Here is a 16,339-nt window from a genome sequence, read left to right on the forward strand (position 1 = left end):
TTAAGTTAGAAATTCCTATTATTATTAAATTGAATTAAACGGAAATCTTAAAAATACCGAGGCTAATAAAGACGAGCTGCCACCCTTAGTCAGCGCACAAACCCAGTGCTAAAAAACACAGCAGATAACTTGACCGTCGCGGAAAATTCCCCAGATCTGAGAACCCATCAACACCTAATACTAACTAGTTAATTTTCACCAGATTAAACATAAAATAGCTTAACATTAGTCAGAATCACAGAATAAAACATGAGCAAATTACCTTACTTTAAAATTCCAGACTCTCCAAACATCTACAGCGCTGGAAATGTGGTATCCAAAATTCTTGACGGACTTGGATATCGATATTATTGGGCTACAGAAGGAATCCGAGAAGAAGATCTAAACTATAAGTTCTCAGATGGGGCAAGAAGTACACGTGAGATCCTAATTCATATTTGCGATTTAACAGAGGGTATATTTAAGGTGGCAACACAACAAGTCATCGTCCCTCCTTTCGATTTTAATGATCTTTCTTTTCCTCAGATAAGAGAAAAGACATTATATAATATTGAAAATTCCAGTAATTTATTCAAGAAAAAAACAGGCAATGATCTGAAAGGAATCCATCTGGTTTTGGAATCCAATGAAAACCAAACAGAATTTCCCCTTTGGAATGTTCTTGTTGGTCCAATAACTGATACGGGCTATCATATAGGACAAATAGTAGCATTCAGAAGATCATCAGGGAATCCAATAAATCCAAATGTCAACGCTTTTTTGGGGTATACAAAAGAATAAAAACACCCTCCACCATGTAAATAAAGAATAGGCACAAAAGCTTTAAATTCAAAACTTGAAATTCAATACAACCGTTGTGCAATTTGGTAGTAAATTATCACCTTCATCCCATATACTCACCATTAAAGATCAATAAAATGTTATGACGGACAGAGAATATTTGAGAGGCTTAAGGGCTCCTACCAAGGAAAACCCATTTAGGATACTAATGAGTGCCTGTTTAGCAGGTATTACCTGCGGTTTTGACGGAACCGCTAATGGAACGTATCCTAGTGCGTTAAAAATTTTAAGATATGACTCTGTAAAAGTCACCAAATTTTGCCCTGAAGAATTTTCATTCGGTACGCCACGAGAAATGTGCGATATTCATGGGGGAACAGGTTATGATGTCCTTGATGGTAAAGCCACGGTATTGACAGAAACAGGAAAAGATTGGACTAATGGCATGATAAAGGCTTCGAAAAGAATGCTAGAAATTGCCCAGAAGGAGGAAGTGGAGATTACTGTTTTAATGGATATAAGTGCCGCATGTGGCAGTCAAATTATTTATGAGGGAAATCGTTTTTCAGAAAATAAGATCTACCAGATTGGTGCCGGAGTATGCGCTGCTCAACTCATTAGGAACGGGATAAAGGTGATCAGTCAAAGAGACTACGCCTCTTTGGAAATTCTGTATTCAAAAATTGATAGGCAGCATAGAATTGACGAAACAAAGATTGACCACCATGAAATAGATTGGTACAAAGAATACTTCAAAACAAATTAAAATTTACTGCCCCTCCAAAAAGATGTAAAAATCATTAAAACACTTTTTATCCTCAGTGGAAGCCAATATTAAAAATCCCTCATTTACAATATGCTCACATAAGAAAAATAATTCTCTACAAAGGTATTTACCTCATTAAATTAAACTAATAACTATAAAATGTAAATATGAAAAAGAGCCCCATATTTTGATTAATGGGGCTCTTTTTATTCAGTTTGGAAAAAAGTCAATTTTCTAAGGAGAATTTGGTGATAATCCTAATATTACCTCAAATCAATTCCACCTTAACGTCAGGTAATTTGACAAGTTTACTTAATAATAATCAACCTTTTGGTTTCCAGACCTTCCTGACTCTTAAGAATCACAAAATAAAGTCCAGACTCCAGCGGGTCAGAAGAATTAAACATCGTTTCCCCCTTTACCCCATACTCCAATACCTTTCGCCCAGATTGATCACTTACCTGGATAATTCCGTTAAAATCCTCTGGAATTTCCACAGTGAAGTATCCATTTAAGCTTGGATTTGGATATATATGGAAATTAATGGAAGTATTCTCCATTTCTGATCTATTCTCCTCACTAGTAGATTGACCAACAGCAGATTGATTGACACCCTCATTACCAGCCTCAAAACATCCATTTTCCTCTGCTTGTTCTACTGATTCCCAACATTGATCACAAGCCACCACTGGCCTACAAGGTGGACATTGCAAGGTTGTTTGACTCCAACTTGTAAAAGTTGAAGTCCATAACAACATAAACACTACATATTTAATTATTGCTTTCATGATACTTTCAATTTAAATCCATCCTTTTTATAGTGATTCTAGGAAACGTATAATGGCTTGCTGCTCTTCTCCACTCAATTGGTTATAAGCGTCGGTAGAACCCTGGGCTTCCCCCCCATGTGCCTGAATAGCCTCCTCTAAGGTAGAAGCTCTACCATCGTGCATTAATAATAGCTGACGGCCATTGTCATTAAGGAGTTTAATGTTTCTGCCTAATCCCCAAAGTGCAGGAGTTCGGTAAGGGGCATCTGTTACTGTATGTTTTTTCATATCTGTATAAGGCCTCAACACAATATTTCTAAACATTTCAGGGGCATCACTTCTAGTTTTTTGAGTAGGGGCATGGCACCCCCCACATCCGACTTCCAAAAACAAGACGTTTCCTGATTGGACTACTCCATCATCATGTGCTGCATAGCTCCTGGCTGGGACCGATAAAAACTCCACATAATTCACCAATTTATCTAAATCTTCCTGAGAAATATGCTCAGGGTTGTCCGGATCGATGAGATGGTCTTCCACCAGGGCATTTCTGGTTTGTTCCCTTACCGTATTTGCACCTCCATCCCACCTAAATCCAGCCTCTCTACCAGCTATCCACTCCAATAACCCTGTTCCAAATACTGGAGGAGGAATCCTTGGACCTCTAGGTGTTTGAATAACCTCCGATCCCCTACCATCTCTAAAATGACAATTTCCACAGGCATTTTCTCCAATAAAGTAAGCCGGTAAATTAAATGGAGGTTCTATCTTATCCGGGAAGAAATCTGTACCTCTATGTGGAGCAGCGTGGAAAAGATGATGGCCCTCCAGGAAGTCGTCAACCTGCTCTTCTGTTGTAAGGGTAATTATATGTTGGGTAAATATAGCATCGTGCTCAATATCCTTTGCTTCCCCAAAACCAGGAAGTACCATATTGGTTGTAGCACGACCTGCCGAGGCATTACGAGGATCCCCAAAGGTATTGAGCCCTTCACCGATCACATAATTCTGGAAGGTATTATAGGTCTGGGCACCAGAACCTCCTGTTACCGCCGTAATTTCATAAGTAATAATATTTCCCCAGCCCCACTTACCAGCATCTTTATTGGCTGCCAAAGCATATCTTGGAGGAGAAGTATCTCCTATTTCCATATATTCAATTCGCAGAGGAGTGGTATTATTGACATCTCCATGTGGATGATAACCACCGATATTGCTGGTAAGGCGAGGATCTATCGTAAGCCCTGTAGAGGCATCTGTAAAGGTAGTAGAAAAGCGATCTAAATACCTAAGTTGGTCTCCATTATGAAAAGCATCAAAGACTGCTTCCGTAATACCATCTTGTGAGTGTGGGTGGCGGAATCGCATCCAATTCGCTCCTAAGGTAACTAAAGGAGAGCGATTATCCGGATCAATTCTAGGACCTGTCGTAGTAAATAAGGCGGAATACACGTAAATATCGCCAGGATCATCAGTAGTATTTCCTAGTTTTCTATAGCGCACAAAGTAGTAATAGTCTCCAGCATTGACACATGGGGAAGGTACCTCCGTCATGGCGGACTCAACAGGGGTACTATAAAATTCTACCTGATTGCAGGAACAGAAGAACTCAAATTCCGGATCTCCCCCAGATTGAATGGCTGGAATATTTCCTGTGCGAATTTCTACGCTTGTCAAGTCCTCACTTAGATCTATGGCAAATCCCTGCCCTGGATCTGCTCCTATCACCGCAGTTGGTAATGCTGGTTTAGGATAAACAACCAATGGGATGGAACCACAATTATCAGGTTCACAGTCGGCACAAGGACCTCCGCAATCCACCCTTTCTTCTCCTTGATTTAAAATACCATCATTACAAGTAGGTTGTGGTTGACCAGGAGATATAGTAAGGTCTCCCAAGAAAATAGGGCAATCTCCTCCGTCCCACCTTACCCATAGGGAATAAGAATCAGGGGATAGGTTTGAAATCGTAAATGTAGAGGCATCGTCTAGAGTACTATAAGGGAAAGTGATTCCACCATCTAAACTAAAATCAAGCCCTGTTCTATCTGAAACATTAGAAAATGTGAAGGTAATTGAACCATCATTGTTCCCATCAAATGATTCACCAGTACTGCTAAATGTAGCGTAAGGATTAGGCGTTCCATTACATACCGTAGCACAATCAGCATTATTACCGCTACAATTACTTCCTCCACAGTCTACCCCTGTTTCATCCCCATTTTGTATGCCATCATCGCAAGTAGGACAAGGGTCACATTCTGGTCCCCCACAATCTACTTCGGTTTCTTCCCCATTTTGGAAACCATCATTACAAGAAGGTGTAAACCAGCAATTTTCTCCCTCCCCTACTATTCCTTCCACTAAAACGTTGGGACCACATTGAATACCAAAGCTATAGGGCTCACCCGGAGTAACAGATACATTCATTTTATAGAACCCATCCTCATAATAGAAGTTGGTGGAACAGCCGCCGAATCCAGGCCCAGTACACATATAGCATGGAGCCCCTAAAGATTCGTGTGAATACAATATTGCCTGGTTTCCACCGGTATAAGATAGACCATACCCTTCACATTGCCCCTCTCCTGGCTCAGTTGGATTTCCATTTGGGGAGCTAATGATATGCCAAAGCCCACCATCCCCATTGGTATCTCCCACACTGCCATCCCCACTATAAAAGTATAAAGGTTCATTATTATAAGTCAGTTGATAAGTGCCATCACATCGACCACTAACACCAAAAGTGCCATCGAAAGCTGCTGAAAGGTCTGGGATAATGACCTCATTAACCCCAGGCACCAACAGAGGGGGCCAGGTATCTGCACAACCATCCTCACAAGTACTAAAAGGTCCTCCGTTGTCATTATCAAAAGTATACAAGGTAAATCCTGGTCTCGGTGAACCATCTCCTCCTACTAATACCACATTTCCTGAAACTGTTATGGTATTGACTACAGGATCAACCCCACATGGAGAACAATCCCCACCACAATCAATACCTGTTTCATTTCCATTCTGCACCCCATCGGAACAGGAATAGAGAATTTCATAATTTGCTGAAATGGTTACATCTTGACCGGGCATGGTCACAGTGGTTGGATTAGCATTGGGATCAGACAGGAAAGCCACATCTCCTGTCCATTCTGCGAACTCCAAAGCAGTCCCAGGCTCTACTGATGGTGGTTCCCATGTTATGGTAATCACCTCATTCTCCTCATAATTGCCGTCCCCTGACCCCTCATTCACGGTAAGAGTATAGGTTTGGGGAGGACATCCAGGACAGGGACCTCCACAATCAATTCCTTCTTCTCCCTTATTTTGTATCCCATCGGAGCAAGTTGGATCCGGGTTGGAATTACCACTATTGAATGTAATTTCATCTACATTCATTGCTACATCCCCATCCTGGAAAATGATTTCGAAGGTTGCCCCCTCACTAATGGAAGTGATAAAATTCACAGTTTGGTAACTGCCTACCCAAGCACCGGTGGAGGAAAAATTAACATTTCCCACATCCTGCCCATTTACGAAAATGGAAATATCTCCGGAAAATTCAGAAGCATATTTTATATCTATATTGGACGCCGCCGGAACGTTTGCCAATTGGAATCCAGCCCCCAGGCTACTGATATAGGCCACCCCTTGTCCACCAGTAGCCTCCTCGTCACTATAAAAGGAAGCATTCCCCAGAAGAGTTCCAGTTTCTGCTTGAACTATAGGTCCCTCCCCTCCATCAGGAATACAAGGATCACAAGACCCTCCACAATCAACCCCTGTTTCATCTCCATTTTGAATCCCATCTTCACAAGTAGGAGCCTGTCCACCGGAAGTAAATACTACAGTACCTGAAGGAAGAATCTGTCCTAAATCATCGTCTTGTATTTGGGCACTAATTTCATAAGAGACCCCCAAGGTTAACCCTGAAAATTGGCGTTCAATGCGATTTCCATTTTTCGTACCTGTATAACATCCATTAAGACAAACATAGCTCCAATTGGCTGTTGCGTTGCTGGCATCAAACCAAACGATTCCGGTATTGTCATCTACATAGTCAATTCCCATGGATTGAGCTTTCAAATAATTAGATGTGCTTAATAACAAGAAAAAAGAAAAAATGCACGAAATGTAGTATAAGCCCCTCCAATTAGACCCCTTTTTAAATCCCTCCGTTTCTGGGGGAGAAAAATCTTTAAAAAGATTTAGTAAATCTCTATTTAACATAACTGAATTGTTTGGATTTAACATGCTTGATTTCCATCCAATTAAAAGTTATGATTAGGAGTATCAAAGAATTCTAACTCGCTATAAGCTCACATTGCACTACTATTTTACCACACACAATGATTTCATTTGACCGTTACAGCTTCTCAGAGCAACTTTTATAGGTGGAATCATTGAACCCCTATCAAAATATTAAACATGAAACTTACCAGGCCTTGTCCCTTTGAAAGATGAAAAAAATGAGCCAAAGGGAAGTGAAATTAAAACCCCAAAATAAACGCCATTAGATTATCCTTAGCTTCTAGTTTCAATTTTTTCCTGATTCTATAGCGCAGTGCTTCTATTCCACGGTAGGATATTCCCATCAGTGGGGCTATTTCTTTTGACGCCAGGTTCAGGCGCAAATAAGCACAAAGCCGAATATCCCTTGGGGTAAGGTTCGGGAATGCTTCCTTTAACCGTTTTATAAAATTATCATGAATTTCATTGAAATGTAATTCAAATTGGTCCCAATTACTTTCCTCTACGATCATCTCATTTAAGGAAGAAACCACCCCTTTTAACTGTTTTATCGCTTGGGGATCCTTTATGGTCTTAATGGCTGCTATTCTATCTATTACCTGAAGTACCGTATCATTTAGCTGTGCCAAATGTATGGCAGAAGTGGCAAGTTCCTTACTTTTATAGTTGACCTCAGATTTTAATTTTTCCATTTGCAACAAAGTCATCTTTCTCTCTGCTTCCAAATTTTTTTGAATATATTCTCTCCGTTGTAGGCGGAGCTCCTTTTCCCGTTTCCGCTCCAACTGTTTTATTTGTCTTCTTCTTACCCACCAAACAGCAACTATAAAAAGAAGCCCCATTAAACCATAAACAACATACATATACATTGTCCTATACCAGGGAGGCTTAATTATGAATGTAAAAGTGTCCTTAGCTCCCAGCACGCCGTAAATATTCCGAGACTCAACATGAAAAGTATAGTTCCCTTCTTTTAAATTGGTAAAGGACCTGGAGGTTGCAGGACTCCAGGACGTCCACTCCCTATCAAAGCCCTCCAAATAAGACCGGTACAACAGGTTTCCTGACTTTTCAAAGAAGGAAGCCGCATAAGTTATTTTTAATGCATTTAATTCAAAGGGAAGTTGCTGTACAAAACCTTTAGGAAAACTAGTGAGGCTAAACCTTTGAGTTTGTCCAAAAATGATAGAGTCGTTGGCATTGGAACAAAAAACTTTATTGATTTGAGTATGAAAGTTCAGACTGGATCGAGAAGCATTAGGCTTATAAATGATTAAACCCTCTTTGGAACCAAATAAAAGCTGATCCTCATAAAAGGTAAGAGACTCAAAGGCGGGGATCAGCTCTCCTCTCAATTTTTGAAATGGCATGGTTTGCATCTGGTGGCCAAATTCTCCTTTTATAATGCCTATTTCATCCCTATTATCCAGCCCCTTAATAAAAAATAAATTGCCTTCGGGAGTCGGTATCAATCTTCTTATCAATTGGGAGTCTCCAAGCAGCTTTTGGAAATGGGGATGCGGCTGCATTTGTTTTGTTTTTTCATTGTATTGGTATATTCCCTTTTGGGTGCCAATCAATACTTTCCCATGGATTTTAAAAAGATTATTCCACAGGTTTTCTGGGAGGCCCCTTTTGTCGTCGAACAGCTCTAGCTGTTCAATTTGATTGAAATCTGGATCCAATTTAATTCTAAAAACTCCTAAATACCCATGTCCAACCCATAGGATGCCCTCCTGATCAAAAACCATTTCTCTTGCCGTTTCCTCATACCCTTCCAATTTTTTTTGCAGTTTCCAATTTCCATTTTCTTTCTGATACAAAAAGATTCCTTCATAACTTCCCTGAAAAAGCAAATCTCCCCGACCAGGAGGTTGAATAAACTGCCATGCCCCAATTTGTCCCTCATTAATTGGGGAGATTCCTTCTTCATCTATAAGATAAGCACCTTGGTGATTGGCCAGCAATAGTTCTTGATCAATGACCGACAAATTCCAGGCATGGGCTTCGGTATTAGGAACAAAAGAAAATTTCTGATGTAAGGAATCACCTTTTAAAGGGGAGAAATACACCCCTTGGTTTGTGGCCAAAAACAGGGAATTGTTAAACACTTGCGCACTATAAACCGACCCCTCCACCCCACTTCTTGAGTCTATATGGTAAAAGTCTGAACCCAATTCTATGTAGGAAATTCCATTCCCCAGGGCCACCCAAATGTTTTGAAGTTCATCCTCATAAATGGCTTGGACCGTATTATCTTGCAGTCCATTCGCTTTAGAAAGGTGAAGGACATGGTCACCCTCCGGACTAAATATATAAATACCATCCTTAAAAGTTCCCAGCACCAATTTACCATCAGAAATCTGCCTGCCTACATTTATTCTCTTTCCCCCAATGATTTGATTAATGTTGTGATTTCCTTTAAGGAGCTGCCTATTACGCCATTCAAACAATCCTTGGTCTGCAGTAACAATGATGAAGTTTTCATCGAAAGCGTATAAATGCTTTACCTCGGCCTTTGATAAAGCCTCTGTACCCACAATGGGACTAATATCCTGATCCTTAACAATGGAAAGACCTGTGCCTTCTTGTTGAAGGTAAAGGCTATTGTTTAACTTTTGAGCAAAAGTAATCTTTTTACCCAGCGGAATGACCTCCACTGTATCTTTATAATAGATAAAAACCTTATGATTAGTGAAAAAATAAACTTTAGCACCCAAAGAAAGGATCTTCCAAACCATTCCATACCCTAGGTGTTTTTCAGGAATTAATTGATTTAAGGATTGATATTTTTTTTGCCCAATGGCATTGGTGAGCACATACCCCATTTCATCAGAGGCTCCCAAGTAAATGCGTCCTTCCAAATCCATTCCCAGAGATGTAACATAAGTACGATTCTTAGGATCTAATACCAATTCCCAATTAAGCCCGTCATACTGAACAAGCCCATAGTTATTCGCAAAATATATTTCTCCCTTCTCCCCTTTGAGAATGTCCCAATTCATGGTAGAAGCCTTATAATCATCCTTTGAATAATTTAAAATAGCAGGCAAACCCAGCCTTTCTTGCGCATAAGAAAGCTGGAGGGTTAAGCAGAAAAATATACCAATAACTATAGCCTTCACAGGGTCTATTATTTTCAACACTGGGAGTTCTTTATTCTTGCCAACTGTCTTTTAAAGCGGCATTAGAGCCACAATCAATTGATATTTGCTTTCTTTATGAGAGAAATCAGAAACAACTCCCAGGTGTGACTTACATAAAAGGTAATAGGGGCATATCTTCTCTCTAACAGAAGATTCTTAAAAAGCACACCTCCGTTTCTCCTATTAAAAATAAATTAACTACTTAACAGCCCTAATGATTTACCCTCTTAAAAAACACACAGTTAACTTTTTCGCCCATCACAAACGATTTAAATAAGCTAATAAATAATTTACCAAATCAAAAATTCATAAAGATTTTTTGTTATCAACCCCTGAATAAATTTGGTGATTTTATTATTCGATACCTCCGATTTAAACCCATTGTACTCTTGAGATATTTTCCCGAAAGAAATTGATTTAATCGGTCTTCCAGACTACCCAACCCCTTTATTAGCTCAATGGGTGAAGGGCAATTCCTGGGAAGTACCATGAAAAAATCTATAAATTGGAAAAATCACCCCACATCTAAAATATTAAACCTTTCAGCCCTATTCACCTTTGTAAAAAGAAAGAAGGGAGTACTAGCATAACCATTATGTATCATGCCACAGCTTATCAAAAAAATAGATGGTTCATTTAAACAAATTGCGGAGGAAGAGTTTGAAGCTTTTAAGCAAAAGTTACGTTCTCAAATATTATGCGAGGGTGACAACGGATATGATGAAGCTCGCTCCATTTTTAACCATATGATCCAAAGAAAACCTGCTGTTATTATTAAAGCTAATGAGGTTTTTGATATTCAACATGTGGTAAAGTTTGTAAAGGAACACCAATTGCTTCTATCCATCAAAGCTGGAGGTCATAACGTATCTGGTAATGCGATATGTGAATGTGGAATCCTATTGGATTTAAGCTTGCTTCAAGAAGTGCAAGTTGATTTTTCCACCCAAATTGTACATGCACAAGCAGGTGTATTATTGGGAAGGTTAGACCATGAAACACAAAAATATGGCTTGGCGGTCCCCATGGGTGTAATCTCCAAAACTGGCATGGCCGGACTTACCTTAGGAGGTGGTTTTGGATGGTTAAGAACAAAATACGGATTAAGCGTTGACTGCTTATTATCTGTAGAATTAGTAACCGCGGAGGGGAGCCTCATTACAGCCAATGAAAAGGAAAATCCCGACTTATTTTGGGCAATACGGGGTGGAGGAGGCAACTTTGGCGTCGTCACCTCCTTTTGTTTCCAATTAAATCCCGTAGGTCCAAAATTGCTTTTTATGGCAGCTATTTATTCTGTCGAAAGAGCAAAATCAATCATAAATTTTTGGCGTGATTTCTCCATAAAAGCCAATGACAACTTTTCCTCTAAGTTAGACCTATTCCGTGTGCCAGCAGGAAGTTATTACCCTTCTTCCTTAATTGGAAATGATGTTATTATGATTTCCGGAATTTATCTGGGTCCTATAGAAGAAGCAGAACAATACATGACTCCGTTGCGCTCACAGGAAGGCTTGTTGGCTGATAAAAGTAAAATCATGCTTTACGAGGACATTCAACAGGTATTTGACTTAATTGCATTAGAAAAAAACCTCTCCAGCTATTTCAAATCGTTATACGTAGACCAATTAAATGAGGAAGTCATAGATTTATTTTTAGCCTCCTTTCATAAAAGACCCATCTATTATGCACCCTATGTTATTATGGACTTAAGAGGGGCTATGTGTCGTGTTCCCCATGATGCCACCGCATTTGGTCAACGTTCTCCTTCCTATCTGCTAGAGTTTAATCTTTCATGGACTGATCTCGGCAAAACAGAAGAATACCTCAGCTGGATAAGAGGTCAATGGAAAAACTTCTTACCTTTCTCCTCTTCTCAAGGGCTTTACTTAAATCATTCAGGGCTTCAAGAAGAAGGGGAAACTTTGGTAAAGAATACTTTTGGAAAAAATTATCCCCGATTACAGAAGATTAAAAAGAAGTATGATCCTTTAAATCTATTTCGCATGAATTCCAATGTTCTCCCTGCCAAATAGTATTATCCACAGCATTTAGGATCTCCTGTTATCATATTATTTCAGGAAGTAGCATTCCTTTAATATGATATGAACTGGGAAAATATCCCTTACCATCCCTCAGCTTAAAACCAATTCTTTAAAAACAGAGCAAAACCTATACCCAAGTAATTGCTAAATGCATAACCTACAAGACCGGTTGTCATGCCAATTAAAACAATGGATTTGTTTTTCATCGCTTTGGCAACCGGACCAATAAAAGCAGGGCCGAAGATCCCAGCTACGGAGGTAATAATAACTGTATCGCTATCAATTCGGGCAAAATAGGCCATGATATAGTGCAATAATATGGCTCCAAACATCAAAAAGGCGTTAAATTGTAGTGCATCTGACGCGGAATTCATTAACTCTCCTATATCGGCTATACTGCCTAAGGCGAAACAAAAAACCAGTAGGAAATACTCACCCACCTCCTGACTTCCTAAGAGTTTGTTGAGTTTTCCAATAAATGAAAAGGCCACCCCCAAAGTGGTAACGAATAAAATCACAAACACATCCCCAATTTTTCCATAGATTAAGAAGGACAGGCCGACAGCCGCCAGCAATATTCCAAAAGATAAAAGTATCAAAAGCGTAGCATTTTTTGCTCTCCTCTTCCTACTTAAGTCCCTGAAAGTAACTTCTTCATCAAAATCTTCTATAGATAAAGGGGCCTTGAATTGGGGGAAAAATTTACTAAACAGGGGCTTTGCAAAAGTAAGGAGAAAAAGCAAATACAACGAACTCATCAACATATCGGAGGCATTTAACAGAATAAATGTTTCCTCCTTTACCCCTAGCGAAAGGCCAATGGCATTCATATTGGGCGTGCCACCGGTATATACGCCCACTAACATCCCTGCCAATTTCCAGGATTCAGGAATTTGATCCTGAAATAAAAATACTGCTACTGTCGAGCTAATCAACACGGACAAAATACACAACATGAAAGAAACTACAGCACCCTTTGCTCCCTTTAACCATTTCACAATATTGGTAGAAAGTAATAATAATGGAATGGCCAAGGGTACCATAACATTTACCATGGATGTAGACAGCTGCCTATCCACTTCAAAAAAACTAAAATTGGCCAACAGTAAACCCAAACCATAGCAGATAATTATCGGGCTGATCAACTGTATAATTTTCACTCTCCTTTCTCCCCAAATCAAAAATAGGGGAAAAATAAGGAGTAGAATAGCTAAAAATATAGTCTTGTATTCCAAAAGATTTAAAGTTAAAAAAACAAAAAGTTTACCCTATAAAATATCGAAAAACGCAATTTTAAAAACTTAGAGAACTTTTACAAACTCTTATACTAGATTTTGACATGTTCTTGGATTAATTTGGAATATTATTTTAAAACAAAATATTTACATATGGAAAACTTAAAGTTTATAGCCTTCACACCTTCCTTAGTATTGATAAATAATAAAATAGTCATACTACATAGGATAAATTAAAAGCTCTTTCAAAAATTAATGGACGAGAAGCTGATTTCTACTTTTTTAATGGTACAGTTCACAATACTATGCCAAATTTATTGCCCTCTTAAAGAAAAAGAGATTCTCTCATTCTGCCCAAAAAAACCGGACAGGCAATAAGGGAATCTCAGCCTTTAAACTATTTCATTTATCTAATTCAATAGGAACCAATCAAAAATAACAGAAGCCCTACTAGCTACAAAAGAGAAATTATCCTCCTGCCCTATTCAGCTCATCTAAATTAACATCTCTTTTATTCGATTTGAATTTTTCACCCTTGTTAAATAGGTACCGAATATTGAGTCTTAGGCCTCTGGCGCTGAAGTACTGATCGAAGGTGTTAATATTTCCATCATAGTTGGCACTCCCCACTATCTGTCTAGTTTTGAAAATGTCGGTCACATTGAAACTAACATCTAATTTCTTTTTCAGGAAGGACCTTTTTACTCCTAAGTCGATTCCCCAATTAGATTCAATCCGATAGAGAGCGTGTGCAAGAGGAGACTGGTACTGTGCACTTAATTCTAAACGAACTCCTTTTGGGAGACGAATGTTGTTAGTGGATTGCAAATAGAAAAACATTTGTTTGTTGGTAATGGATAATTCCCCTAAAGCTGTTTCATAATGCTGATAAGCCAGAGTGGCATTATTACTAATGTCCCAAATATCCAAAACCTTGATTGGGGCCACCAGGGTAGCGCTTACATTCCTAAAATCATCTACATTTTGGGTCTTGAATTCTGTCGTATTGTTTGCAGTATTTTGTTCTGGTACTTCGCTGATCATACCTTTGGTGTGGGAATATCCCAATACCAATGTGAAGGTATTTTTCCATGTTTGAGTTACTTGAAAAGAATTGGTGTATTCCGGTCTCAAATTAGGGTTTCCTGTTGCTACGGTATAAGGGTCCAAGTAGAAGACAAAAGGGTTCAAATTTTGGTATCTAGGGCGGTTTATCCTCCGGCTATAATTATATGCAATTTGGTAATTTTCACTTACATTTTGCTTCAAAAAGATGCTAGGGAATAAATTCAGATACCTTCTTTTATTCACCGTATTAGAAGCAGGTGTTCTTCCCTTGGAATAGGTTTGTTCAGCACGAAGCCCCCCTTGCAAGATCCAAGTTTTTCCAAAACTGGTACTAAAGTTCGTATAAGCAGCCAAGATTTCCTCATTAAAGATAAAATGGTTACTTCTGCTTGGATCTAATACCTTATTGTTATTTGTTATTTCATAAAACTTCAGCTCGTTATCCGATACCACATGACTGGCCTTTAGGCCTAACTCCAATTTACTCTTTTGGTTTACCTTTGTGCTAAAATCAACTCTGGCAGAATAAATATCGTATGAGGTTGGATTATCGGTGGTCAACCAATCTGAAGTTTTGTTCCCATCTTGAAGGTTTTCATAATAATTTCTAAAGTCAGCATCTCCTTGGTTTACCAGTTTTCCATAATCTACATCGGCTGACAAAGTAGTTCCCACAGTATCCAACTTGCCCTGATAATGAAGGTTGAAGGTGCTATTTATATTTTCTATGTCAGTGTAATTATTGGCGTCGATTCTTGTTCCCAGCTGGCTCTGCTTGTTAATAAGGCGAGAGTCTGTTTGAAAATCATGATAATTATCCGTATAGTTCAGATTAGCCATGGCTCCAATGCTATGTTTATCATTAAGTTCATAATCTGTCCCTAAACGTAGGGAAGGCACAAAATAAACCACCTCTTCACGCCCATTTTGATCAAAATAAGTATTGGATTCATTGGAATTAAATTCCCTATACATCTTACTTGTACGCACTCGCCCACTTCTTCTGGCATTCAGATTAGTAAAGGAATTCCATTTTCCTTTTTTAATGTTTATATTGGCACCTGTATTATAGCCAATAATTCCATTAAACTGGTAGCCGGCATTTACACTTCCGTTTATTCCGCTCAACTGATTTTTTTTCAACCGAATATTAATAATTCCTGAACTTCCTTCTGCATCATATTTTGCCGATGGATTGGTGATAATCTCTATGTCTTTAATGTTCTCTGCCGACATACTTTCCATCATGTTTTGTAGTTCCTTTGCAGAGAGATAGGTTAGGCGTCCATCAATCATAATTCGCACCCCAGACTTCCCATTAAGTTGAATATTACCATCCTGATCAATCCAAACCCCTGGCGACTTGGCCAAAACTTCAAAGGCAGTACTTCCTGCAGCCAAAGCGGTACCTTCCACGCTCACCACCATTTTATCGGCTTCCATCACCACCTTAGGCCGCAAGGATTCCACGGTAACACTATTCAATAACTTAACATCCTCTTTAAGAATAAATTGACCAAAGTCTTTACTAAAACTTTTAGTTTTTACTTCAAAACCGGAACTATAGATGTTTTCAAAACCTATGGCACTTGCCTTTAAAAAGTAGTGGCCAGCCTCTGGAGTCTTGATCTCAAAATTCCCACCTATCCCTGTGACCGCCCCATCGGATAAGGTGGAATCAGCGCTTAGCAAAAGTGTTACATTGGCAAAACTAAGGGGCTCCCCTTTTTCATCCACCAAACTTCCTTTTAATTTTCCCTGTTGAGCATAGGCAGAAAAGGTAAAACAAAGTAAGCACACAAGAATTAAGTATCGGTTCAATTTCATATCCATTTTTTTAGGTCAAAGAAATACTTGATGGGGGAGTTCGAATTTTATGCCGCAAAACACGATTTGACATAAGCAATTAAAAATCAATAACTTACAATTTTCAATGGTTTGGAAAATAGTTCAAAAATGGACAGTATGAAAACAGAATTGAACAGTCCTGATAATTCCATGAAAATTGAAAGGGACATCCGTTTCCAACAAATGTTTTTTCAACTTGATTGCAAAAATTAATAGGGTTTAACAGATGGGAGTTATTCTTTAATTAAGGGAAAATGAAGTTAGTAATGGCAGGATATCTTCCAATACCTGCCACTAATTCTGATGCAAAACACAGCATTTTCTTAAGCCTTTATTTGGAATATTTTACAAGGGGAATTAATAAGATTCCCACTCCTATGATGGAATTTTTTTGGCAGAGTAATAAATGCAGATTAACTCAATAAAATACCTATAT

Annotated in this window: 8 protein-coding genes; 3 read left to right on the plus strand and 5 right to left on the minus strand. The window is 38.8% G+C overall.

Features of this window, described 5'->3' with window-relative positions; all coding sequences use genetic code 11:
* The first annotated feature begins 249 nt into the window (after positions 1 to 249).
* Both E1171_RS20080 and E1171_RS20085 read left to right on the plus strand, forming a co-directional pair.
* Positions 250 to 780 carry a DinB family protein gene (locus E1171_RS20080; protein ID WP_155207854.1) on the plus strand — a complete coding sequence of 177 codons (531 nt, stop codon included), beginning with the start codon at positions 250 to 252 and terminating at the stop codon, positions 778 to 780.
* Positions 781 to 922: 142 nt separating this feature from the next.
* Positions 923 to 1,546, plus strand: coding sequence for a 2-thiouracil desulfurase family protein (locus E1171_RS20085; RefSeq protein WP_155207855.1), 624 nt, complete (start codon positions 923 to 925; stop codon positions 1,544 to 1,546).
* 308 nt (positions 1,547 to 1,854) lie between these two features.
* Here E1171_RS20085 and E1171_RS20090 read toward each other — a convergent pair whose 3' ends face one another.
* From E1171_RS20090 to E1171_RS20100, 3 genes are all read right to left on the minus strand, one after another.
* A complete protein-coding gene (locus tag E1171_RS20090) occupies positions 1,855 to 2,334 on the minus strand; it encodes a T9SS type A sorting domain-containing protein (RefSeq protein ID WP_155207856.1) in 480 nt (159 codons plus the stop codon).
* A 27-nt stretch (positions 2,335 to 2,361) separates the two neighbouring features.
* Complete coding sequence (locus E1171_RS20095) at positions 2,362 to 6,540, minus strand: di-heme oxidoredictase family protein (RefSeq protein ID WP_187696553.1); 4,179 nt, start codon at positions 6,538 to 6,540, stop codon at positions 2,362 to 2,364.
* A 260-nt stretch (positions 6,541 to 6,800) separates the two neighbouring features.
* Complete coding sequence (locus E1171_RS20100) at positions 6,801 to 9,707, minus strand: triple tyrosine motif-containing protein (protein WP_155207858.1); 2,907 nt, start codon at positions 9,705 to 9,707, stop codon at positions 6,801 to 6,803.
* Between the two features lie 602 nt (positions 9,708 to 10,309).
* Between E1171_RS20100 and E1171_RS20105 the strand changes: the two genes are divergently transcribed.
* Entirely contained in the window at positions 10,310 to 11,743 is a 1,434-nt protein-coding gene (locus E1171_RS20105; protein ID WP_155207859.1) for an FAD-binding oxidoreductase, read from the plus strand.
* A gap of 104 nt (positions 11,744 to 11,847) precedes the next feature.
* Here the strand turns inward: E1171_RS20105 and E1171_RS20110 are convergent, their stop codons facing one another.
* Both E1171_RS20110 and E1171_RS20115 read right to left on the minus strand, forming a co-directional pair.
* A complete protein-coding gene (locus tag E1171_RS20110; RefSeq protein ID WP_155207860.1) occupies positions 11,848 to 12,987 on the minus strand; it encodes a DUF819 family protein in 1,140 nt (379 codons plus the stop codon).
* A 468-nt stretch (positions 12,988 to 13,455) separates the two neighbouring features.
* A complete protein-coding gene (locus E1171_RS20115) occupies positions 13,456 to 15,882 on the minus strand; it encodes a TonB-dependent receptor (RefSeq protein ID WP_155207861.1) in 2,427 nt (808 codons plus the stop codon).
* Positions 15,883 to 16,339 lie beyond the last annotated feature (457 nt).

This window comes from Xanthovirga aplysinae, from assembly GCF_009711365.1.
Taxonomy (GTDB): domain Bacteria; phylum Bacteroidota; class Bacteroidia; order Cytophagales; family Cyclobacteriaceae; genus Xanthovirga; species Xanthovirga aplysinae.

What these genes read in the sequence shown, in the direction of transcription:
- E1171_RS20080 (WP_155207854.1), top strand. Translation starts at nt 250, where the DNA reads ATGAGCAAATTACCTTACTTTAAAATTCCAGACTCTCCAAACATCTAC.
- E1171_RS20085 (WP_155207855.1), top strand. Translation starts at nt 923, where the DNA reads ATGACGGACAGAGAATATTTGAGAGGCTTAAGGGCTCCTACCAAGGAA.
- E1171_RS20090 (WP_155207856.1), bottom strand. Translation starts at nt 2,334, where the DNA reads ATGAAAGCAATAATTAAATATGTAGTGTTTATGTTGTTATGGACTTCA.
- E1171_RS20095 (WP_187696553.1), bottom strand. Translation starts at nt 6,540, where the DNA reads ATGTTAAATAGAGATTTACTAAATCTTTTTAAAGATTTTTCTCCCCCA.
- E1171_RS20105 (WP_155207859.1), top strand. Translation starts at nt 10,310, where the DNA reads ATGCCACAGCTTATCAAAAAAATAGATGGTTCATTTAAACAAATTGCG.
- E1171_RS20115 (WP_155207861.1), bottom strand. Translation starts at nt 15,882, where the DNA reads ATGAAATTGAACCGATACTTAATTCTTGTGTGCTTACTTTGTTTTACC.